General features: G+C 70.6%; 15 protein-coding genes and 1 pseudogene. 11 read left to right on the plus strand and 5 right to left on the minus strand.

Annotation, left to right across the window (positions count from 1 at the left end):
* Positions 1 to 445: 445 nt before the first annotated feature.
* Positions 446 to 4,066 (minus strand): amino acid adenylation domain-containing protein, encoded by a 3,621-nt coding sequence (locus tag EV375_RS20500; protein ID WP_486588604.1) that lies wholly within the window; start codon positions 4,064 to 4,066, stop codon positions 446 to 448.
* A gap of 77 nt (positions 4,067 to 4,143) precedes the next feature.
* Between EV375_RS20500 and EV375_RS29820 the strand changes: the two are divergent.
* A pseudogene (locus EV375_RS29820) lies at positions 4,144 to 4,242 on the plus strand (IS982 family transposase); the annotation flags it as partial.
* A 547-nt stretch (positions 4,243 to 4,789) separates the two neighbouring features.
* Positions 4,790 to 5,104, plus strand: coding sequence for a DUF4333 domain-containing protein (locus tag EV375_RS20510; protein WP_130300724.1), 315 nt, complete (start codon positions 4,790 to 4,792; stop codon positions 5,102 to 5,104).
* 65 nt (positions 5,105 to 5,169) lie between these two features.
* Here EV375_RS20510 and EV375_RS20515 read toward each other — a convergent pair whose 3' ends face one another.
* Positions 5,170 to 5,961 carry a hypothetical protein gene (locus tag EV375_RS20515; RefSeq protein ID WP_130300725.1) on the minus strand — a complete coding sequence of 264 codons (792 nt, stop codon included), beginning with the start codon at positions 5,959 to 5,961 and terminating at the stop codon, positions 5,170 to 5,172.
* Positions 5,962 to 6,185: 224 nt separating this feature from the next.
* On the opposite strand from EV375_RS20515, the gene EV375_RS20520 reads away from it, so the two are divergent.
* From EV375_RS20520 to EV375_RS20535, 4 genes are all read left to right on the plus strand, one after another.
* Positions 6,186 to 6,872: a hypothetical protein gene (locus tag EV375_RS20520; RefSeq protein WP_130300726.1), complete on the plus strand. Its 687-nt coding sequence runs from the start codon at positions 6,186 to 6,188 to the stop codon at positions 6,870 to 6,872.
* Positions 6,873 to 7,116: 244 nt separating this feature from the next.
* Positions 7,117 to 7,431 (plus strand): WXG100 family type VII secretion target, encoded by a 315-nt coding sequence (locus EV375_RS20525; RefSeq protein ID WP_130300727.1) that lies wholly within the window; start codon positions 7,117 to 7,119, stop codon positions 7,429 to 7,431.
* 10 nt (positions 7,432 to 7,441) lie between these two features.
* Positions 7,442 to 8,698: a putative T7SS-secreted protein gene (locus EV375_RS20530; protein WP_130300728.1), complete on the plus strand. Its 1,257-nt coding sequence runs from the start codon at positions 7,442 to 7,444 to the stop codon at positions 8,696 to 8,698.
* A 98-nt stretch (positions 8,699 to 8,796) separates the two neighbouring features.
* A complete protein-coding gene (locus EV375_RS20535; RefSeq protein WP_130300729.1) occupies positions 8,797 to 9,318 on the plus strand; it encodes a hypothetical protein in 522 nt (173 codons plus the stop codon).
* A 95-nt stretch (positions 9,319 to 9,413) separates the two neighbouring features.
* Here the strand turns inward: EV375_RS20535 and EV375_RS20540 are convergent, their stop codons facing one another.
* The 3 genes from EV375_RS20540 to EV375_RS20550 all read right to left on the minus strand — a co-directional run bounded on the left by EV375_RS20540 (position 9,414) and on the right by EV375_RS20550 (position 13,558).
* Positions 9,414 to 11,105, minus strand: coding sequence for a glycosyltransferase family A protein (locus EV375_RS20540; protein WP_130300730.1), 1,692 nt, complete (start codon positions 11,103 to 11,105; stop codon positions 9,414 to 9,416).
* Positions 11,106 to 11,370: 265 nt separating this feature from the next.
* Complete coding sequence (locus tag EV375_RS20545; protein ID WP_130300731.1) at positions 11,371 to 12,255, minus strand: FkbM family methyltransferase; 885 nt, start codon at positions 12,253 to 12,255, stop codon at positions 11,371 to 11,373.
* A gap of 136 nt (positions 12,256 to 12,391) precedes the next feature.
* The gene (locus EV375_RS20550) at positions 12,392 to 13,558 is read right to left on the minus strand and encodes a citrate synthase/methylcitrate synthase (RefSeq protein ID WP_130300733.1); all 1,167 of its coding nucleotides are present in this window, start codon (positions 13,556 to 13,558) and stop codon (positions 12,392 to 12,394) included.
* A 113-nt stretch (positions 13,559 to 13,671) separates the two neighbouring features.
* On the opposite strand from EV375_RS20550, the gene EV375_RS20555 reads away from it, so the two are divergent.
* The 5 genes from EV375_RS20555 (at position 13,672) to EV375_RS20580 (ending at position 20,920) form a co-directional block, all read left to right on the plus strand.
* The gene (locus EV375_RS20555; protein ID WP_130300735.1) at positions 13,672 to 14,967 is read left to right on the plus strand and encodes a citrate/2-methylcitrate synthase; all 1,296 of its coding nucleotides are present in this window, start codon (positions 13,672 to 13,674) and stop codon (positions 14,965 to 14,967) included.
* 164 nt (positions 14,968 to 15,131) lie between these two features.
* Positions 15,132 to 15,890 carry a MerR family transcriptional regulator gene (locus EV375_RS20560; RefSeq protein WP_130300737.1) on the plus strand — a complete coding sequence of 253 codons (759 nt, stop codon included), beginning with the start codon at positions 15,132 to 15,134 and terminating at the stop codon, positions 15,888 to 15,890.
* Between the two features lie 416 nt (positions 15,891 to 16,306).
* Complete coding sequence (locus EV375_RS20570) at positions 16,307 to 17,773, plus strand: aldehyde dehydrogenase family protein (protein WP_130300739.1); 1,467 nt, start codon at positions 16,307 to 16,309, stop codon at positions 17,771 to 17,773.
* A gap of 43 nt (positions 17,774 to 17,816) precedes the next feature.
* Positions 17,817 to 19,430: a GMC oxidoreductase gene (locus tag EV375_RS20575; protein ID WP_130300741.1), complete on the plus strand. Its 1,614-nt coding sequence runs from the start codon at positions 17,817 to 17,819 to the stop codon at positions 19,428 to 19,430.
* Complete coding sequence (locus EV375_RS20580) at positions 19,427 to 20,920, plus strand: amino acid permease (protein ID WP_130300743.1); 1,494 nt, start codon at positions 19,427 to 19,429, stop codon at positions 20,918 to 20,920. The genes EV375_RS20575 and EV375_RS20580 overlap by 4 nt, the downstream gene beginning before the upstream one ends.
* Positions 20,921 to 21,320: the final 400 nt, after the last annotated feature.

Consider the following 21,320-nt stretch of genomic DNA (forward strand, 5'->3'; position numbering starts at 1 on the left):
TCCTTCCAGGCCGCCCCACGGGCAAGCCAGGTCAAGACGTCACCAGACCCTGCATCAGTCCGCCGTCTCCCGCTCCTCCACCAGACCCATCACCGACGTCGCCGCTCAACTCCACATCGCCGAGAACGAATTCACCGTCCCGGCCTTCCCCCAGCGACGAAGAAACCATGCCTGAACAGCGGAAACCCCCGCGGCTCTCGGACTGCCCGTCGAACGGGTGCGGGCACTGTGCACCCGGGGCACGGCGACGGTCCTCAGCCGTGAGAGGGCACGCGGGTGGCCGCCGCCGGGATGCCGGACGAACTGAACCGTCGGCTCGGGCTCTCCGATGCCGTGGTGATCGGTCTGGGGTCGATGATCGGCGCGGGGATACAACGGCTTCTGAGCCCATTGGCGGCGTGTTTGCACAGCTCGGTCCGGGCTGGGGCAGCTCACACCTCTTTCCTCACGCGCCACTTGTTGAACTCTGCCAGTCACTAAGTCGTCCGATGAGCCAGACGAACGGCTGTGTATGGCCGGCGAGCACGCAGGTGCCCGCGATCACACTCTCCAGCAGGCTTCCCACGTTCCGTGAGCACAGTGCGGCTGTTGCCTCATCGTCGACCAGGCGAAGCGAACAGGCAGGCGTCGCGGCGGTGCTGTCGGGTTCTCGGGTGACCCCGTGTTCGTTGATCCGGACTACAAGATCCTCTTCCCCTCCTGGCAGCACGATCGTGACCACGAGATGTGGCGCCGGAGCGGGAAGCCCGGCCAAGATGGATTCCAGATAGGTGGTGAACGCGTCAGCCCAGTTCGTCACGTCGAATCGTGTGGACTCCTCGTCCCTTTCCTTTCGCAGGTCCATGGCATCGTGCGACGTGGGAAATGTCGCGGCTTCCGTATCTGCGTCGATCAGGGCCTGCAGCGTCTCGTCGACGTCCGCTCGGGTGTGGGACGCCGAGCAGATGAACCTCAGGCGGCCTCGCCCGCGCTCGACAATGGGGTAGGTCACGGCAGCGGCATGGACACCCCGCCGGAAAAGCCCTCGGGCTATCGCATGTAGCTTCTCGCCGTCGGAGAAGAAGGGGGTGATGATAAGCCCCTCCCCGGTGCCGAGTTCGTAGCCGGCGTCCGAGAAGCGCTTCCGCATGTACTGGGCGGTATCCCACAGCCTGGCCCGCAGCGCGTCGCCCGCAGCGACCCTGCGGAGGGCGGCAAGGGCCGCCGCCACGTCGGCAGGTGAGATGTTTGCCTGGAAGACATACGACCTCGCCGACGCCCTCAGCAAGGCGATGTGCTGCTCCCGGGCGGCGACCACTCCGCCGATGCTCCCGAGGGCCTTGCTCAGCGTCGTGAGGACGAAGTCGACGTCCTCGGTGACGCCTTCCGCGGCGCACAGGCCGGCACCTCGCACTCCGTAGAGCCCGAACGAGTGGGCCTCGTCCACGAGGACGAGCGCGCCGGACTCCTTCGCGGCGGACACGATCTCCCGCAGCGGCGCCGCCCCCTCACCCATGCTGTACACGCTCTCGAGTACCACCAGCGTCGTACGGTAGGGCGAGGTCTCCGCTTCAAGGATCGCCCGCAGGTCGGTGGCGTCGTTGTGCCGGAAGGTCCGCACCCTCGCGCCGCTCAGGCGGGCCCCGTCCACCAGGGAGGCGTGGCAGAGCTGGTCCATGACCACGACGTCCTGATCGCCCACGATTCCGGCGACGGCTCCCAGGCTCGCGGTGAACCCGGTGGGGAACAGGCAGGCGGCCGGCTTGCCCACCATGGCGGCGAATTCCTGCTCGAACTCAGTGTGGAGGCCGGTCTGCCCCGAGCCCGCCGCTGATATCCCCATCCCGGTACCGAACCGGCCCAGCGCACTGCGTGCCTCCTCGATGACCTCCTCGTCGCGGTTGAGTCCGAGGTAGAGGTTGGTGGTCCAGATGAGCGCCTCATGCTCCTCGCCCGTACTGGGGTCGGCGACGACGCCTCGCTCGGCGCTTCCGGTGCGGACGACCTTTCCGTACGGGTCCAGCCCCGAGCGCGCCAGGAGACGCCGGAAATGCTGTACGAGCGCGCCCCGGTCGGTCGCAGACCAGGCCGGCGCCTTGGCGGCGAAGGCCGGCGGGTGCCCGGACCGGACCTGCTCCTGGAACACATCGAGCCGATCCGCGGCCCCGACGCCCTGCGGTCGCCCGCGCACCTCGCCGCCGCCGGAAGCACGGCCCAGCACCGCCAGCAGCCCGTCGACGGCCTCCTTGGGAGTCATCTGCTCCACCAGGGTGGATGAAGGCAGGTCAGTGGCCAGCCCTCGCGACAGGCGCACCGTGAGCTCCGCGATGTCCAGCGAATCGAGCCCCAGCGCAGCCAGCGGCTCGTCCGGCCGGACCGCATCGGGGCCGGGAGCGCCGAGGAGCAGCGCCGCCTCTTCCAGCACCCTGGCGAGCAGTACCGAGCGCTGCTGCCCGTGCGGAGAGGGCAGCGCCCCGGGTCCGGTCCGGGAGGCGGCCGGGCCGTCGCCGCCTGCCTTCTCTTGGGGAGCCGCCTCGTCGCCCTGGTGCGCGGGGGTGGGGAGCCGAAGCCGGTCGACCTTGCCGTTGGGCAGTTTCGGTATCTCGGACGGCAGCATGACGTGGTGCGGGATCATGTATTTCGGCAGGCGGTCGGCCAGCCGGGAGCGCACGGTCGATGCAGTCACCGACTCCTGCCGGCTCACCGCGTACGCCGTCAGGAAGCTCTTGCCTTCGCCTGTGGTGGCAACGACTGCAGCCTCGTCCACTCCGGGCATCGAGGCCAGCACGGCCTCGATCTCGTCGAGTTCGATCCGGTGGCCCCGGATCTTGACCTGCCGGTCGGCGCGGCCGAGGAACTCGAGCTCCCCTGTTTCCGTCCACCGGCACAGGTCGCCGGTCCGATAGATCCGCTGCTCCGGGACCGGGCCGTCCGGGGCGGGGGCCGGGAAGCTCTGCCGGGTGCGCTCGTCGTCATGGAGGTACCCCCTGGCCAGCTGGTCACCGGCGAGAGCCAGCTCTCCCGCCTTGCCGGCCGGCACCGGCTGCAGGGACTCGTCCAGCACGTACGCTCGCGTGTTCAGGGCCGGGCTGCCGATGGTGATCGGCCCGCTTCCCACTTCGACGGCGGTGACGAACACGGTGGCCTCGGTCGGGCCGTAGACGTTCACGACCCGCGGCGCACAAGGATCAGCGTGCAACCGCTCCGCCTGAGAACGGGACAAGACCTCACCACCGAGCACCACACACCGCAAACCACCGGGCAGCGGCCCGGTCGCGAGCAGCGCCTTCATCGCGGACGGCACCATGATGGCCGTGCGTACGCGGTGCGCTGCGGGCAGCTCGCGCAGGGCGAGCACGTTCTCGGACAGGACGACCGTGCCGCCGAGGACGAGCGTCCCCAGAATCTCCATCACCGAGGGGTCGAAGCAGACCGAGGCCGCGGCCAGGACGCCCGCAAGGTCCTCGTCGCCCAGCAGCTCACGCATCGAGGCGGTCATCGCGACCACGCTGCGGTGCTCGACCGCCACGCCCTTCGGCTTCCCGGTAGACCCTGAGGTGTAGATGACGTACGCGAGATCACCGGCCGAGCAGGCCGCCGGCGATGCCGCCGGGCGGTCCGGCACAGCGTCGAGGCGCACGCGATCGGGGGCCGCCGAGCACAGCGCCGCTGTACCGGCGTCGACGACCACCGACGCCGCCCGGGAATGCTCGATCATGTAGCGCACCCGTTCGGCCGGGTAGGCGGGGTCCATGGGCACGTAGGCGCAGCCTGCCCGCAGTACGCCCAGCAGGGTTGCGACGAGCTCCCACGTCCGGCCGAGGCACACGCCGACGAGCGCCCCCGGCGCCACGCCCCGGGCTGCCAGCTCCCCGGCGATTGCCTCCGCCCGGGCCCGCAGCCGCTCGTAATCGATGTCGACCGCCCCGTCCACGACGGCGATCCGACTGCCCTGGCGCGACGCCCGGGCCTCGAACAGCCCCCAGACGGTCTCGTCCGGACCACCGCCTGCAGCGGGTGTGCGCGCGTCCCAGCGGTCCGGGGCGCCCGCTCTGCCGTGGGCGGCCTCGTGTTGTGCGTGATGCATCTCCTGCTCCCAAAGACTAGATGTCAATTCCAAGGGATGGGCTGCGCGCATGAGGTGAGGGAGCCCAAAGTCCGGTCGTGACGCCAGACTTGGGCTCCCTCGCGATCGCACTGTACGTGAAGACGGACAATCTGCTGAAGGACTCGCCGCGGCTGGCTCCGTGCCGGCTGGCAGTGGCATCGCCCCGCAGCGCAGTACGAGCCGAGCAGCCGTCCCGAGCACGATCTGTTCGTCCAGCAGAGCGAGTTGAAGAACATGCCCCGCCGCCTCATCGGGGAAGAGCAGCTCCGCCCCGGGAGTTGAGCGCGCCCGGAGCTGATTCGTCCCCGGGAGCCTCAAATGACTGTCACCTGCCGTGCTCACGACCGGGCAGCGGCTTGCTCCCACCTTCTTCGCAGCCCTGGTCGGTGGTCCTCCGCCGACCAGGGCCTTTTTGTGTCTGCTGTTCCTGCGTCGCTGCGTCGCTGCGTCGCTGCGTCGCTGCGGGACTGCGGGACTGCGGGACTGCGGGACTGCGGGGCCGGGGGCGCGTGGTCCGTGACGGTGGCGCAGGGGGCCGGTGCGGGCTGCCCGGGAGAGGGGGCAGGTGAAGATCGTTCGCGGGCGGGGGCGGGAGGCTGTGAAGACCCGGCCGGACGGTCAGCCCGGGCTGATAGATAATCATTCCGACGAGCGTCACCTTCCGACCCTCGTGATCCTCTCGCCCCGAACGGAGCCCGACTCATGCCCAAGCCCCGCTTTTCCGCCGTTACTTGGGGCGTCGCCGCCGCAGCCGCCGGAGCGCTGCTGGTCGGCTGTTCGTCGGAGGAGGCCAAGCTGCCCAAGGACAAGGTGGCGAACACGGTGGCCGAGAAGCTCGCCGCGCAGACGGGCCAGCCGAAGCCGGACGTGACCTGCCCCAAGGACCTCGTCGGAAAGGTCGGCACCACGATGCGCTGCAAGCTCACCGCGAGCGACGGCAGCAGCCTCGGCGTGACAGTCAAGGTCACCTCCGTCGACGGCGACGACATCAAGTACGACATCAAGGCCGACGGGTAATTCCTCCTGGGACAGGCCAGGGCCCCCGATCGCCGGACGTTCCGCCGGTGTTCGGGGGCCGTTGGCTACTGCCAGGCGCGTGCCGGTGCGTGGTCGACCACCCGGGACAGGTAATCGAGCTTGCGCAGCACGTCCTGCGGACGAAGCCGCTCCTCCTGCCAGGTGAGGACCTCGCCGTTCTCGAACCGCAGCGGCCGGTCCTTCAACGCGGGCTCCTGTGCGAGGTGGCGTATGAACCCGGGCGCCGCGAGCCGCTTCGCCGCCGCCGGCTCCTCGGCGATCACCTTGTTGTCGGCGTCGAACTCCGCGTCCCCGGTGGCGACGATCTCCCCGCCGCCGAACACCGAGTCCAGGAAGCCCTCTTCACGGATGACGGTCCGGGGCACCTCCCCGGGCGTCGAGACGGCGAACACCGCGAAGTACTCCGACTGCTCCCTGCCGTTGACCCGCGTGCCCGTTGATTCGTCCTCGTACTCGAAGTAGCGGAACTCCCGCCCCTTGTACCGGCCGTGCGTGTAGTCCGACACCTGCAGCCCGGTGCTCACATCGGGGAACGGCTCCACGCCCTCCAGCCGGTCCACGACCCCCGACCTGCTCGGCTCGTGCGACCAGCCGTGCTCGCGGGCCAGTTCCGCCAGCCCGGCCTCCTCGCCCGCACTGCGCGTGTCCTCCTGCTTCCCCCAGTAGATGAGCCCGAGCACGCCGGCGAAGAACCCGCCCATCACCAGCACCACTCCGCCCATGACGAGCGCCGCGACCCGCCGCGGGTACTCCTTGTTGCCGACGACGAGCGTGAACTTCTTCTTGCTCAGCCCGTGTTCGGCAATGCTCCGGCCGCTCGTCCACTTCCCGCTCACGACATCCCCCTCCGGTGGTGTGACGCCCCCTCGCCTGCCCGCAAGGCCTCGCGCGGGCCGGGGAGTCCGGCTCGGCACAGCGTAGGGAACCCGGAGTGGCTGCGCGATGTGGGAACGGGGCCCGGTGCACCGCGCGTGCAATTGACGTGTGAGGCTGAGGTACAGGTTGTATCGGAGTGCGCGGGGGCTGGGACAACCGGCCCGCAGGGAGGCATGCTGACGGCATGGAAGCCTTGTTGTACGTGTTGTTTTTCGTCGCGCTGGGGACCTTGCTCACTTGGTCCAAGAAGCGCTCTGCTCGGAATGTGCAGGCGGCGACGGCGGGCCGTGCCGAGTTGAGAGCGCTGGCGGAGGGCCGTGGCTGGACCCACCAGTCCAGTGCTCCCGGGCTCATCGACGAGTTCTCCGGCGCCGGGCCGCTGCCGGTCGCGAAGGGGGTGCCGGGCGGCAACGCCGTCACCGGAACGCACCGCGGATTCGCCTTCCGGGCCTTCGAGTACCAGAGCACCCTCGCCATCGGGTCCGGGGTGGACGACCACATGAAGCAGCAGATCCACTACTTTCCCGTGTGGGCCCTGAAGCTGACCGCGCCCGTTCCCGAAATCCGTATTCTGCACCGGCATTGGCACAGCAAGCTCACTTCGGGCACTCCGCTCGCCACGGGGATCCCTCAGGTCGACGAGCAGTTCCACATCGTCGCCGAGGACGAGGAGCATGCCCGGGCGTTGCTGCACGGCGGGCTGGCCCAGTTCCTGATCTCCGACCCGCGCGCCGGCGAGTGGCCGCTCGAGGTGCGCTACGGACACCTGCTCACCTGGCGTCGGGAGGAGAAGCTCTCGACCGAGAACCTCGACGTGATGCTGGACTTCCTCGCGGACGCCGTCGGGAGGCTTCCGGCCCAGACGTCGTAGCGGAGCCGTCCCGGCCACCGTCAGCCGGTGGCCGGGACGCCGTTCTCCCGTTCCTCTCTCGCTCCCGGATGCCGGTCCCGTGGCCGTCGGCGACACAACAGCCGTCGTGTGAATGTCTCTTGCAGAGGCTGTGGTCTTGCCCGCTGCCGGTGTCATCGGCACGGGAGGATGCTTGACTGGGCGTCAACCAACGGGGCAGTGATCGCAGTTCACCCCCGGGCACCGAGTTGAGACGGGGGTTCGCATGGCTGACGTGCGAGTGGAACCGAGCGAACTTCGCTCGGCATCGGGAAAGATCAAGAAGGCAGTGGGCAAGGGCGACGACGCCAAGCTCGGTGAGATCGCAAATGGTGCGGACTTCGGCCACGGCGACGCGGCCAAGGCATTCGCAGAGCTGATGGCCACCTGGGACGTGGCCGTCACCAAGACGCTCAAGGACGACGGGGAGTCCTCCGCGGACAAACTCAACGACAACGCCGCGTCGTACGAGCGCTCCGAGCATCAGTCACAGAACCACTTCACCGGGCCGGCGGCCGGCGTGCCGGGCCCGATCTACTAACGGGGAATCAATGGCGGCACAACTCGGTGAGACCCGCGATCCGCGCCAGCTGATACCGGGCAACTCCGAAGACCTCAACGACCGGGCCGACAAGCTCCGCGCGAGGTCCAAGACGCTCGAAGGCATCGGCGACGACCTGGGTGCCATCCGCATACCCAGCTGGGAGGGCAAGGCCAGCGATGCCTTCTGGAAGGACTTCTCACCCCAGAAGGCGCGCTGGCACCGCGGCTCCGACTCGATGACGGAAGCCGAGAAGGCTCTGCGCGACTACGCCAGAACCCTCAGCTGGGCCCAGTCCCAGGCGGAGCGGGCGATCCGGCAGCACGAGAGCGGGGACGAGGCCGGGGCCGAGACGACGCTCAACAACGCGCGCACCCAACTGGAGACGGCGGGCAACACCGCGGCGAAGAAGTTCGAGGCCCAGGGCGGCAAGGCCGACGGCGCCCCGGACTGGCTGTTCTTCTCGGCGGAGGCGGCCGACAGCGACGTCGGCAAGACGAGCAGGGACATCGGCAAACCCCGCGAGTTCACCGATCGGATGAACCCGCTGACGAACCCCAGGGCTTGGGGCGACTACAAGGACCTGTCGCCTGAGGACCGGGAGGCACTGCGCCAGGGGACCTCAGGGAAGGGTCCCGGCATCGTCGTGGCGGGCCCCTCCGTCTCCGGCGGCGCCAGTGTGTGGGGGGCGGAGGCCCAGGGCCGCAGCGACTTCGCGGGCGGCGAGGTCTCCGGCAAGGCGGGCGTGAACCTTCTCGGCGTCGAGGGCCAGGCAGGCGTCGGTCTGCAGGACGGCAACGCCACCGCCTCTGCCTCTGGAAAGGCATACCTGGCCCAGGCTTCGGCCGAAGGCAAGTACGAGGCCGGCCACTTCGAGACCTCCGGCAAGGCTTCGGCCTTCGCCGGCGCCCAGGCGGAGGCCAAGGGCTCTGTCGGCATGGACGGCGTCCACGGCGAAGCCGGAGCCTTCGCAGGGGCCAAGGCCGAAGCGGAGGGGCACGCCTCGGTGGCGGGTATCGGAGCCGGTGGTACTGCCGAGGGCTGGGCCGGAGTCGGGGCCGAGGCCAAGTTCGACGCCGGCTTCAAGGACGACGGAACGTTCGTCATCGGCGGCGAGGCCGGGGTCGGCCTCGGCCTCGGCGGCAAACTCGGTGCCCAGGTCGAGATCGACCCGGGCAAGGTCACCGACGCCGCCGGCGACGCGGTGGACGCGGTCGGGGACTGGGGCGCGAGTGCCAAGGACACGGTCGGCGGCTGGTTCGACTGATCCGACGCGGAGGAGCCCTTACCGGGGCTCCTCGCCATCGGCCCCTTCCCCTTGCTTCCCGTACCGTCGGAAGCCGTACTTCAAGGAGTTGATCCACCATGGCGGGCACACTTCCGGTGCCGCTCCACGTCGAGCTTCCGCAGGGCTGGGAGTCGGCACCCCCGGACAAGGTCGGCGCCCCGCACGCCGCCTTCGTCGGACTGCACAAGGCCTCCCAGGGCCAGGGCTTCACGCCCAACATCACGGTCACCGGCCGCACCCACGAGGGCTCGGCGAGCCTGCACGGCCTCGCCGAGGAGTCGGTGCAGCGGCTGCGTGAGAACGTCGGCTCCGTCGACATCGCCAAGCGCACCGAGGTGGGCACCTCGACGGCGCCGGGCCTCGTCGACGCCCCGGGAATCGTGCAGAACCTGCGCATCCAGGCCGACGTCAACGGGCAGCCGATGGAGCTCGCGCAGAGCCAGTTCATCCTGCTGATCCAGAACGAGCAGCAGCGCGGTGAACTCGTCGAGATCGAGGTCGCGTTGACGGCGAAGACGAGCCAACTCGACGCTGTGCTGGGGGACTTCCAGGACTTCCTCGCGGCTCTCCGCCCGGCTGATCCCACCCAGGAGGGCTGAAACCGGCCTGACGCCGCGGCACGATCCAACCGCTTGCGTCGTTGCTGTCCCTTGGCAGGGACCGACTGGCAGGGACCGACGGGGCGGCCCCGGCGTCACCCGCGGGCGCCGGACAGCACCGGCCGCCGCCCAGCCGGTCCCTCCCGCCTCGGGCGGGACGCCGGCTCTTCGGGCACCTCGATCGAGTAGCCGCGCAGGGGCCGCGCGAAGCGCCAGCCTCCGCAGCCCAGTTGGAGCTGGAGGTCCCAGGTGCCGGGAGCCAGTGGCTTGCCGTTGTCGGCCGTGGAGGGGTCGACGGTGAACTCGGTCTCGAAGCTCAAGGAGTGGGAGTCCGGGTTCTCCTGCATCCGTTTCTCCTGCGTACGTCCGGCGCCGGGCAGGCGGGAGGTGAGCCGGGCCGGCAGCCTCATCCGGTGCGCGGCCCTGGCCACCGTTTCCGCCGCGGTGCCGCCGTCCCGCGCGGGCACTTCGACGACGCGGTGGTCGAGGGGCACGCTCAGCACCGTCCCGCCTTCGCGGTGGCGGAGCAGTCCGCGCACGTTGCTGCGCTGCACCGCTTTGGTGAAGTCGGCCGCTTCCGAGGCCCCCGCCACGGCGGCGACGCGGGACGGCAGCCGCAGCAGACGGCGACCGCCCGCGCGGGAGAAGACCAGGGGGGCGGTGGAGGTGCCCTTGCCCTTTCTGCGGACCAGCCGCGTTTCGCACTTGACGGTGAGTCGCCCGTCCTTCCGTGCGGCCGAGCGGACGCGGGGCCGGTGGTCCACTCCGGCTTCGAACTCCGCGTATTCCACGAGCGGTTGGAGCTCTCGGTGCCTGGCCAGCGCCGCGACGATACGCAGCCGGGTCGTCAGTGCCGCGTCCGCCTTCGGAGGCATCTCGGCGGCCAGAGCGCCGACGGCGTCGAGCCATTCGGCCCTGCGCGGCCCGGGCTGGTCCAGGAAGCGCTGCCCGCTGAGCCGGGCGAGCGCCTTCTTGCCGTACCAGTTGGCCGCCAGCCGGTAGCGGTGCCTGCCCGGGGCTACGCGGGTGTCGGGGGCGTCCAGGATGGCGAGGACCCTTCGGACGCTGTCCACGTAGGGGCCCGGCTCGATCGTCCCGTAACTGATGTTGTGATCCTCGCCGGGATGGCGCACCCAGTGGTAGCAGGTGTAGTCGTGCACGGTGGCGACCTTGCTGGTGAGCAGGTAGGCGCGCAGGGTGAACATGTGGTCCTCGAGCCGCACTTGCCCTTCCGCGAAGCGCAACTCGTTCTCCCGCAGGAAGGACCTGCGGAAGAGCTTGTGCACGGTCATGGAGGCGAGCAGTTCGGTGCCGGAGCGCAAGTCCGCGGCTTCGACCGGCTTCTCGAACAGTGCGCGTGGCGCTCGCCGTCCGTGTCCGGCCATCCGTCCCACGACGATGTCGGCACCGGTCTCCTGGGCCCGCGCCCAGGTGCGTTCCAGGGCTTGGGGTGCGAGCCAGTCGTCGTCGTCGACGAAGTGGACGAACTCGCCCCGGGCGGCGTCCATGCCGACGTTGCGCGGCTTGCCGGGCCAGCCGGAGTTCGCGATGCGCATCACGCGGACGACCGATTCGGCTCCCTGGGCGGCGACTTCGGCCTCCAGCAGCGCGACCGTGTCGTCGGTGGAGCCGTCGTCGACGTAGAGGACCTCGAAGTCCGTGCGCGGCATGGTCTGGCCGAGGAAGGAGCGCAGCCCGGTCAGGACGGTCGGGCCGGTGTTGTGGGTCGGAACGACGACGCTCACCTTCACCGGTGACGGGCGGACCGTGGGCGAGGTGTTTCGCACTGCTGCCTTTCGAGTGGATTACGGCTTATCTGTATGCCTGCCCGCAACGAATGAAGCGAGGGTGAACGGCAATTCACAGGCAGGCAGGAATGCAGTGACCGCCGCGTCCAGGTCCCTCGGGCAGTGCCGGGTCCCACGGATGCCGTGAAAGATGCCGTGGGGGATCTCACCCGCTGCGCGTCGGCGGGAGCGCCGCCGGACGGGAACGGACCGACGTGCCGTGCGGTCGCCCGCCGCACGGCACGTCGTCCGATTCACCGCGGGTTCACGCCGGTTGGGCCGGAGCTGCCGCCGCTCGGGCCAGCACGCAGTCGAATTCGACGACCCGCCCTGTGGCTCCTTCGCGCGTGACGGGATACATGCCGGTGATCTCGAAGCCCGCGTCCTCGTACGCGGCGATGGCCTCGGACATGTGCGGGCTCCCCTCGTAGAGCTGAAGCGCCGCGACCTCCGACTGCATCCCGACGAACTCGCCTATGCGCTCCCCGGCGCCGGCGAACACCTCCATGTCGAAGCCCTGGGTGTCCATCTTCAGATAGGGCCTCGGGCAGTCGAGTCCGGCGACGGCCTCGTCCATGACCGCGTCGAGCCGCCGCACCGCCACCTCGGTGGTGGTGGCGGTGTCGGCGAACCGCTTGTAGCGCTGCTGTCCGTACGCGCTCGGCTCCAGCAGCGAGTTCATGGTCTTCCACCCCAGGTGCATGTGCTCGACCGACTCGCTGCGCCCCAGCGCGAAGGGGTGGACCTGCCAGTCCGGGTCGCGTTCGGCGGCCTTCCGCAGCTTGGCCAGGGCGTCCGGTACGGGCTCGAAGGAGACGATTCTGCCCCGGTAGCCGAACTCGCGAAGCTGCTTGCCGTACTGGCCCTTGTTGGCTCCGACGTCGAAGACGCAGTTGACGTCGTAGTTGGCCAGCAGGTCGGCGACGTGACGGGCGCACAGGCCGCTCGCGGCCGCCTTGTGCAGGCCCCAGCCGCCGGCGGGCGTGCGGGTGAGCGACCGCTTGCCGCCGACCATCCAGGCGTCGTCGCTCATCTTCGTGGCGGTGTAGCCGCCGCGCCGGGAGACGACTGCGGCGCCCGGCCCGAGGTCGAGCACCTGAACTCCCAGGCGCGGCAGCGCACCGAGCGCCTTTCTGAACACAGTTGTCATCTTGCGAGGCTAGGCGCGGGTCCTCCTGCCGTGTCAAACACGAGGTGAGGCCCTCGGGGAGATCTGCCGGCCCTGCTCGCGGACCGGGGGCACCACTCGGGAACCCTGTTCCGGGCGTGCTCGCGGACGGGCTTTTTCAGGCGGCGTCGGCCGACGGCAGCTTCGGTACCGGCGCCGGCGGCACGGGTCCGGTGTAGCGCGCGGAAGGCCGAATGATCTTCGAATCCCCGGCCTGCTCAAGGATGTTGGCGCCCCAGCCCACCACGCGTGCCGCGCAGAACGTCGGCGTGAACATCGAACGCGGCAGGCCGCACAGCTCCATGACGACACCCGCGTAGAACTCCACGTTGATGTGCAGCTCGCGGCCCGGCTTGAGTTCGGCCAGCACGGCCTCGACGCGTTCCTCGACCTGCGTCGCGAAGTCGACCAGCGGGCCGCCGAATTCCTGGGCGATCCCCTTCAGCATGCGCGAACGCGGATCCTCCGTCCGGTAGACGGGGTGCCCGAAGCCCATGATCCGCTCGCCCGCCCGTACGCGCTCCCGGACCCAGGCGTCGGCGCGGTCCGGAGTGCCGATGGCGTCCAGGGCGTCCAGCGCGCGGCTGGGCGAACCGCCGTGCAGCGGCCCGGACAGGGCGCCGATCGCACCGGTGAGGCAGGCGGCGACGTCGGCCCCGGTCGAGGCGATCACGCGTCCGGTGAAGGTCGAGGCGTTGAAGCCGTGGTCGACGGTGGAGATGAGGTAGCGCTCCACCGCCCGGGCCTCGCGCGGCGCGGGCTCCTCGCCGGTGAGCATGTACAGGTAGTTGGCCGCATGCGGCAGGTCGTCGCGCGGCTCGACGGGTTCCAGCCCATGGCCCAGCCGGTGCAGCGCCGTCAGCAGCGTCGGTACGAGCGCGCACGCGGCGAGGGCGTCGTCGCGGCGCTCGTCCGGTGTGAGGTCGTAGACCGGACGGAACCCCGCCGCCGCCCCGGCCAGCGAGAGCGCGGTGCGCAGCCCGGCCAGGGGCCCGGACGCGGCGGTGGCCCGGGATACGGCGGGCAGTGCCGCGCGTACGGGGGCGGGGAGGTGGCGCAGTGCGGCGGTGCGCTTCGTGAACTCCTCGCGGGTGGCGCGGTCGGGGAGTTCCCCGTGGAACAGCAGATGCCAGACGTCCTCGAACGTGCGGTGCTCGGCCAGCTCCACGGCCGAGTACTGCCGGTAGTGGTAGAAGCCCTCGCGTCCCCGTACGTCGCCGAGTGCGGTGTCCGTGACGACGACTCCGGACAGTCCGCGCGGGACCTCGATGCACTGTTGCTCCATGTCGGATCTCCGTTTCCGTCCCCGTCCCCCTTACTTGATCCGACTGTCCATGCTTTACTCATTTGCGTCAATATTGATTCAATCAATGCACAGGGTCTACGCAGGTCTGGTGGATGAGCGTGAGCGAGCGGAACGGCAGCGACGGCCCCGGGGAGCGGCCCCGGCTCACGACCCGGCAGGCCGCGGAGCGGCTCGGGGTGAAACCCGAGACCGTCTACGCGTACGTCAGCCGGGGCCTGCTGAGCAGCCGCCGCTCGGCGGGCGGCCGCGGCAGCACGTTCGACGCCGCCGAAGTCGACGCACTGGCCGACGCCGCCCGCAGGCCCGCCGCCGCGGCGCGGGAAGCAGCGCCCGGGGCCATGTCCGTACGGACCGGGATCACGCTGATCGAGCCGGACGGATGCTGGTTCCGCGGCGTCGACGCCCGTGAACTGGCCGCCGCGCACACCTTCGAGGAGGCGGCCGACTGGCTGTGGACGGGACGGCTCACACGGGGGGTGCGGTTCGCCGCTCCGCCCCCGCTGCTGGACGCCGCCCGTACGGCAGCCGGCGCGCTGCCCGGCCACTGCGCCGCCACCGACCGGCTCCGCGCCGCCGTCGTCGCGGCGGCCGTAGCCGATCCGCTGCGATTCGACCTCACGGAGGAGGCGGTGATCGCGCGGGCGCGCGGGCTGCTGCCCGTCATGGTGGGTGCGCTGCCGCCGTCGGGGAGCGCTTCGGACGAGGAGGACGCCGCGGACGCCGCGGGGGTTGCGGCAGGCGGGCTCGCCCGCGCGCTGTGGCCGCGGCTGACCGGCCGCCGTCCCACGGAGGCGTTCGTACGCACCCTGGAGCGGGCGATGATCCTGCTCCTCGACCACGACCTCGCGGCGTCGACTCTCGCCGCGCGGGTCGCCGCTTCCGCACGCGCCCACCCGTACGCCGTCGTCTCCGCCGCCCTCGGCGCACTCGACGCCCCGCTGCACGGGGCCGCGGGCGCGGGGGCGCACCGCATGCTGGCCGAGGCCGTGGAACGCGGCAGCGCCACGGCCGTGGTGGCCGGCACCCTCCGGGCCGGGCGTCCGGTTCCGGGCGTCGGGCACCGCATCTATCCCGGTGAGGACCCGCGCGCCCGCGCCCTGTTCACATGGCTGGAAGAGGTTCCGGCCTGCGCCCGTGCCCTCGCGGCGGCCCACGAGATCGCGGCGACGGCCGGGCGCCCGGCCAACATCGACCTCGCCCTGGCGGTGCTCACCCTCGGCGCCGGCATGAGCCCAGAGGCGAGCGAGGCGGTCTTCGCCCTCGCGCGCACGGCCGGCTGGATCGCCCACGCCCTCGAGGAGTACGGCGAACCCCCGCTGCGCCTGCGGCCCAGCGGCCACTACACCGGTCCGCGGCCGCCCCGCCCGCTGCCCCCGCCGGACGAGTAGGCAGCGGGGCCCGGTACGGGAGTGGACGCGGCCGGGGGCGGGGCCCCTCACCCGGCTGCCGTCCCTGACGGCTGCCCGATGCACAGGCGCGGCCGGAGAAATTCCGCTTGCACCTCACGCCGCGTGAGGGCTCATCGTGAGGTGCGTACGAGAGAGGAGCGGAGATGAGCTACTCCGTGGGGAAGGTCGCCGGACTCGCCGGGGTGACCGTGCGCACGTTGCACCACTACGACGAGATCGGCCTGCTGGTGCCGAGCGAACGCAGCCACGCCGGCCACCGCCTCTACGGCGACGCCGACCTGGACCGGCTCCAGCAGATCCTTTTCTACCGGGAGCTCGGCTTTCCGCTCGAAGAGGTGGCGGTCCTGCTCGACGACCCGGACGCCGACCCGCGGGAACACCTGCGGCGACAGCACGAGCTGCTGCGTTCGAGGATCCGGAGACTGCAGAAGATGGCCGCCGCCGTCGAACACGCGATGGAGGCACGGAAGATGGGCATCAACCTCACGCCCGAGGAGAAGTTCGAGGTCTTCGGCGACAACGACCCCGACCAGTACGCGGAGGAGACCGAGCAGCGCTGGGGCAACACGGAGGCCTACCGCGAGTCGCAGCGCAGAACGGCGTCCTACACCAAGGAGGACTGGCTGCGGATCAAGGAGGAGGGCGAGGAGTGGAGCCGGCGCTTCACCGCCCAGATGGACAGCGGTGAAGGCCCGGAGTCCGAGGCGGCGATGGACCTCGCCGAGGAGCACAGGCAGCAGATCGGCCGCAATTTCTACGAGTGTCCGTACGAGCTCCACACCTGCCTCGGCGAGATGTACGTCGCGGACGAGCGCTTCACCGCGTACTACGAGGCGATCAAGCCGGGGATGGCCGGGCACCTGCGGGACGCGATCGTCGCGAACGCCGCGCGCCACGCCTGAACCCCGGGGGAACCGTAACCCTGACCGGGGCCGGTTCCCCGGCCCCGGCCCCGGCCCCGGCCCCGACCCCGACCGCGACCGCGACCGGGATCGGCTCCGGGACCGCGACCCCGGCCCCGGTGCAGTCATCTGATCCGGGAGCCGGCCGTGCGGACGGCCCGCCCGGACCGCCCGGGCGGACGGCCCGCCCGGGCTGCCCGCGCTGAGGTGCGAGGTACGGCCGCGGCAACGCGGCCGTACCGCCGCCAACTCCTGTCCGCCGCTCGCCCGTTCTTAGTCCACGTGGGTCAACATCCCCTCCCCAGGTCCCCCCGTTCGGTGCGCCCCGTAGGAGGCGGCACCGCCCCGCACGATGTTGGAGCGGTCATGCCGAGAACGGGGGCGACGAGCACCACGGGCGAGTGAGGGGCTTCGCGATGGCCGAGCTGTACATCGACGGTGAATGGACCGGAGGAGTCTCGGGCCGATCGCGCGACGTGATCAATCCCTTCGACGCCTCCGTCATCACCACCGTCTCCGAGGGCGACGAGACGGACGTCGACATCGCAGTACGGGCCGCCAAGCGGGCCTTCGAACGCGCCGACTGGGCATGGGCGCCGGCCCGCCGGCGCGCGGACGTCCTCTACCGCGTGCACGAGCTGCTCCTGCGTGACCTGGAGCAACTGGCCCGTATGGAAACCCTGGACACCGGAAAGACGCTGGCCGAGTCGCGTCTCGACATCGAGGACATCGCGAGTGCCTTCCGCTACTACTCCGAGATCGTGGGGAAGGAGGCGGGACGCGTCGTCGACGTCGGGCCGGACGTGCTGAGCAGGGTCGTGTACCAGCCCGTCGGCGTGTGCGCGCTGATCGCGCCGTGGAACTACCCGCTGCTCCAGACCTCGTGGAAGGTCGCACCGGCGCTCGCCGCGGGCAACACGTTCGTTCTCAAGCCGAGCGAGGTCACGCCGCTCACGACGATCGCGCTGATGGGCCTCCTGGAGGAGGCGGGCACGCCGCCGGGCGTCGCCAACCTCGTGCTGGGCGCGGGCGGCACCGTGGGAGCGGCCATGACCTCGCACCCGGAGGTCGACATGGTCTCCTTCACAGGCGGCCTGGCGACCGGACGGAAGATCATGGAGAGCGCCGCGTCCGGCGTGAAGAACATCGCCCTGGAGCTGGGCGGCAAGAACCCCAACATCGTCTTCGACGACTGCGACTTCGAAGCCGCCCTCGACTACGCCCTGGACGCGGCCTTCCTGCACTCCGGCCAGGTCTGCTCGGCCGGCTCGCGCCTCATCGTCCAGTACGGCATCCATGATCGCTTCCTGTCCGAACTCGCCTCCAGGGCGGAGGCGATCCGCCTCGGCAACGGTCTGGAGCCGATGACGGAGAGCGGCCCCCTCGTCTCCGCCGAGCACCGCGCGAAGGTGGAGAGCTATCTGGAGATCGCGCGCATGGACGGCGCCCGGCTCGTCACCGGCGGGCGGCGGCCCGACGATCCCGAACTGGCCCGCGGATTCTTCCTGTTGCCCACCGTGTACGCGGACTGCAAGTCGACGATGCGCATCGTGCAGGAGGAAGTCTTCGGGCCCGTCGTGACGGTGGAGCGCTTCTACACCGAGGAGGAGGCGCTGGAGCTGGCCAACGACACGCGTTACGGGCTGGCCGGCGGCGTGTGGACCAACGACGCGGGACGCGCGCAACGGGTGGCCGACAGGCTTCGTCACGGCACCGTCTGGATCAACGACTTCCATCCGTACCTGCCGCAGGCCGAGTGGGGCGGCTTCGGCAGGTCCGGCATCGGACGGGAGCTCGGGCCGACCGGGCTGCGGGAGTACCAGGAGGCCAAGCACATCTACCACAACCTCTCGCCGGCGCCGTCGGGTTGGTTCAAGGGCTGAGTGCCGGGACGCGGTCGGCCGGAAGGCGGAGGAGAGAGCGCGGATGGCAGACACGCCGGCAGCGAGCGGGTCCGGCAGGGACGAGGCCGTCTACGACTACGTGATCGTCGGCGGCGGCACCGCCGGCTGTGTGCTGGCCTCGCGGCTGAGCGAGGACCCGCTGTCGCGGGTGTGTGTCATCGAGGGCGGCCCCAGCGACGTCGGCGACGAGAACGTGCTGAGGCTGCGGAACTGGATCAATCTCATCGACACCGACTACGACTACCGCTATCCCACCGTCGAACAGCCACGCGGAAACTCGCACATCCTGCACTCGCGGGCACGTGTGCTGGGCGGCTGCTCCTCCCACAACACCCTCATCAGCTTCCTGCCCTTCCCCCACGAACTGGAACAGTGGGTGCGCGACGGCGCGGCCGGCTGGGACGCCGCGACGCTGCTTCCGTACCGGCACCGGCTGCGCAACTCGATCCGCCCCGTGGCCGACAAGGACCGCAACCCCATCGCGCACGACTTCGTCACCGCTGCCGTCGACACCCTCGACGTCCCCGTCGTCGACGACTTCAACGCCCACCCCTTCACCGAGGGCGCCGGGTTCTTCTCCGTCGCCTACGACCCGGCCACCGGGTGCCGCTCGTCCGCGTCCGTCGCCTACCTCCACTCGGTGATGGGCCGCTCCAACCTCACGCTGAAGCTGGAGAGTTGGGCGTACCGCCTGCTGCGGGACGAGGAGGGCCGGCTGACCCGCGTACAGGTGCGGTACGCGGACGGGTCGGAGGGCACCGTGCGCGCCGAGCGTGAAGTGGTGGTGTGCGCGGGGGCGATCGACACCCCGAGGCTGCTGATGCTCTCCGGCATCGGTCCCGCGGACGAGCTGCGCGAGCTGGGCATCGACGTCCTGACGGACCTGCCCGGCGTGGGGGAGAACCTGCTCGACCACCCGGAGTCGGTCATCGTCTGGGAGACGGCGGGTCCGCTGCCCCCGAACTCCGCGATGGATTCCGACGCGGGTCTGTTCGTGCGGCGTGACGCCGGTGAGCCCGGCCCGGACCTGATGCTCCACTTCTACCAGGTGCCGTTCACCCTCAACACCGAACGCCTCGGCCTGCCCACACCCCCTCACGGGGTGAGCATGACGCCGAACGTGCCCAAGTCCCGCTCCCGGGGGAAGATCTGGCTGCGCAGCGCCGACCCCGCGGAGAAACCCGCCCTGGATTTCCGCTACTTCACCGATCCCGAGGGCTACGACGAGCGGACGATCGTCGACGGCCTGCGCGTCGCACGCGAGGTGGCCGCCACCGGGCCGCTGCGCGACTGGCTGGTGCGCGAGACCGCTCCCGGCCCCGGTGCGACCACCGACGCGGAGCTGTCGGAGTACGGGCGGCGGGCCGCGCACACCGTGTACCACCCGGCAGGCACGTGCCGCATGGGCGGAGACGGCGACGCCGGCGCGGTCCTCGATCCGCTGCTGCGGCTGCGCGGCGAAGAAGGTGTGCGGGTGGTCGACGCGTCCGTCTTCCCGAGCCTGCCGCTCGTCAACCCGATGGTCACCGTGCTGCTCGTCGCCGAACGCGCGGTGGACCTGATCACGGGCCGCGCCGGTCCGGCACACGGGCCGGTGCCGGCGAGCGGCAGCGACATGATGGGAGAGCGGCGATGACGGACGCCGGAGGTTCCGCAGCGGCAGGTGGAGCAGGGGGAGGCGGCGGCGCCGGCGAAAGCGCCGAGCACGGCTCCGAGTTCCGCAAGGAGATGGGGCCCTGGGCGAACTTCGCGCTCGGCTTCACCTACCTCTCTCCCGTGGTGAGCACCTACACCCTCTTCGCCACGGCCCTGGCCACCGGCGGCCCGCCGATGATCTGGGCGTTCGTGCTCGCCGGTGCCGGGCAGTTCCTCGTGGCGCTCGTCTTCGGCGAGACCGTCGCGCAGTACCCCATCGCGGGCGGCGTCTACCCGTGGGCGCGCCGCCTGTGGGGCATCCGCTGGGCGTGGATGACCGGTTGGGTCTACATGTGGGCGCTGCTGGTCACCATCACCGCCGTCGCCTACGGGGCCGGCCCGTACATCGCGATCCTCTTCGGCTTCGAACCGTCCGTGCACACCACCGTGTTGTGCACCGTCGCTCTCATCGTCGTCGCCGCGCTCATCAACTACGCGGGAACGAAGGCCCTTTCGAAGGCCGCGGTCATCGGCTTCACCGCGGAGCTGGTCGGCGCCGTCGTCGTCGGGGTCTGGCTGCTGAGCACGCACCGGTTCCACGGGCTCGGCGTCATCTTCGACAACTTCGGTGCGACGGAGGGCGGTTCGTATCTGCCGGCGTTCCTCGCCGCCGCCATCATCGGCTTCTACCAGTACTACGGCTTCGAGGCGTGCGGCGACCTCGCCGAGGAGGTCGCACGCCCGGGCGTGGTCATCCCCAAGGCGATGCGCCGGACGGTCTACGTCGGCGGGGCGGCGGCGACGTTCACGTGCCTGACGCTGCTGCTCGCCGTCTCCGACTACAAGGCGGTGATCGCCGGCGAGGACACCAACCCCGTCGTGCGGGTGCTCTTCGACGCGCTGGGCGAGGTGGGCGCCCGCATGGTCATGGGTGTCGTGCTCATCTCGTTCCTGTCCTGCACGGTCAGCCTCCAGGCCGCCGCGGGGCGTCTCATCTACTCGTACGCGCGGGACAAGATGGTCGTCGGGCACAGGGTCCTGCGCTCCTTCTCCTACGCGCGCGCCGTGCCGCACAACGCGTTGCTGGTGGCCGCCGTCGTCCCGACGGTCATCGCCTTCGGTTCGCTGATCTCGGAGGACGCCCTCACCAAGATCGTCTCGTTCGCGATCCTCGGGATCTACGGCTCGTTCCAGATGGTCGTACTCGCCGCCCTGCGCGCACGGTTGAAGGGGTGGCGGCCCTCGGGGGAGTTCCAGCTCGGGCGCTGGGGTCTGCTCATCAACGCCGGCGCGCTCGCGTACGGCATCTTCGCGATCATCAACATCTCCTGGGCGCGCACTCCCGACCAGCCCTGGTACGAGAACTGGATCGTGCTGCTGTGCGGCGGCGTGGTCGTGGGCGTGGGCCTGCTGTACATGTTCACCACGCACCACTACGGGCGCAGCGACACCCCTGCGGGCGACGCGATTCCGCCGCGCTCCAAGGTGTGAACGGGGCAGCCCGCGCGGGGTCCGCGGGGTCCGCACCCCGGTCCACAGCGGCGACGTCCGTGCCGAGACCGCGCGCGTTCGCCGCGGGCGGCGGTCCCGCGCAGGTCTGCTGCTGCGTGCCCGACTCGTGTACGGTCCCGTTCGTGCAGCAGCAACGTGCCGCCGCCCGCTGAGAGTTCACGGGCGGGGCGGTGGCCCGTGCCCCTTGTGCTGCCGGTGACAGGAACCGTTCTGCCTTGCGGCAGGCGCTGCTTCATCGGCTCCCCTTCCTCCTGGTCGCCGGGCCCCTGGGCCGGTGCACGCACATGAACTGATGTGCGGGGACGGTTCGGTGCAACCAAACCGGGCGCAGCACTGTCCTTGGGACAACGGACCTTTGTTCACGGGCCGCCACCCGCAC

This window comes from Streptomyces sp. CNZ301 (assembly GCF_004217425.1).

Coding starts and splice junctions, on each gene's coding strand:
- EV375_RS20500 (WP_486588604.1), bottom strand. CDS start 4,066: ATGCATCACGCACAACACGAGGCCGCCCACGGCAGAGCGGGCGCCCCG.
- EV375_RS20510 (WP_130300724.1), top strand. CDS start 4,790: ATGCCCAAGCCCCGCTTTTCCGCCGTTACTTGGGGCGTCGCCGCCGCA.
- EV375_RS20520 (WP_130300726.1), top strand. CDS start 6,186: ATGGAAGCCTTGTTGTACGTGTTGTTTTTCGTCGCGCTGGGGACCTTG.
- EV375_RS20525 (WP_130300727.1), top strand. CDS start 7,117: ATGGCTGACGTGCGAGTGGAACCGAGCGAACTTCGCTCGGCATCGGGA.
- EV375_RS20530 (WP_130300728.1), top strand. CDS start 7,442: ATGGCGGCACAACTCGGTGAGACCCGCGATCCGCGCCAGCTGATACCG.
- EV375_RS20535 (WP_130300729.1), top strand. CDS start 8,797: ATGGCGGGCACACTTCCGGTGCCGCTCCACGTCGAGCTTCCGCAGGGC.
- EV375_RS20545 (WP_130300731.1), bottom strand. CDS start 12,255: ATGACAACTGTGTTCAGAAAGGCGCTCGGTGCGCTGCCGCGCCTGGGA.
- EV375_RS20550 (WP_130300733.1), bottom strand. CDS start 13,558: ATGGAGCAACAGTGCATCGAGGTCCCGCGCGGACTGTCCGGAGTCGTC.
- EV375_RS20555 (WP_130300735.1), top strand. CDS start 13,672: ATGAGCGTGAGCGAGCGGAACGGCAGCGACGGCCCCGGGGAGCGGCCC.
- EV375_RS20560 (WP_130300737.1), top strand. CDS start 15,132: ATGAGCTACTCCGTGGGGAAGGTCGCCGGACTCGCCGGGGTGACCGTG.
- EV375_RS20570 (WP_130300739.1), top strand. CDS start 16,307: ATGGCCGAGCTGTACATCGACGGTGAATGGACCGGAGGAGTCTCGGGC.
- EV375_RS20575 (WP_130300741.1), top strand. CDS start 17,817: ATGGCAGACACGCCGGCAGCGAGCGGGTCCGGCAGGGACGAGGCCGTC.
- EV375_RS20580 (WP_130300743.1), top strand. CDS start 19,427: ATGACGGACGCCGGAGGTTCCGCAGCGGCAGGTGGAGCAGGGGGAGGC.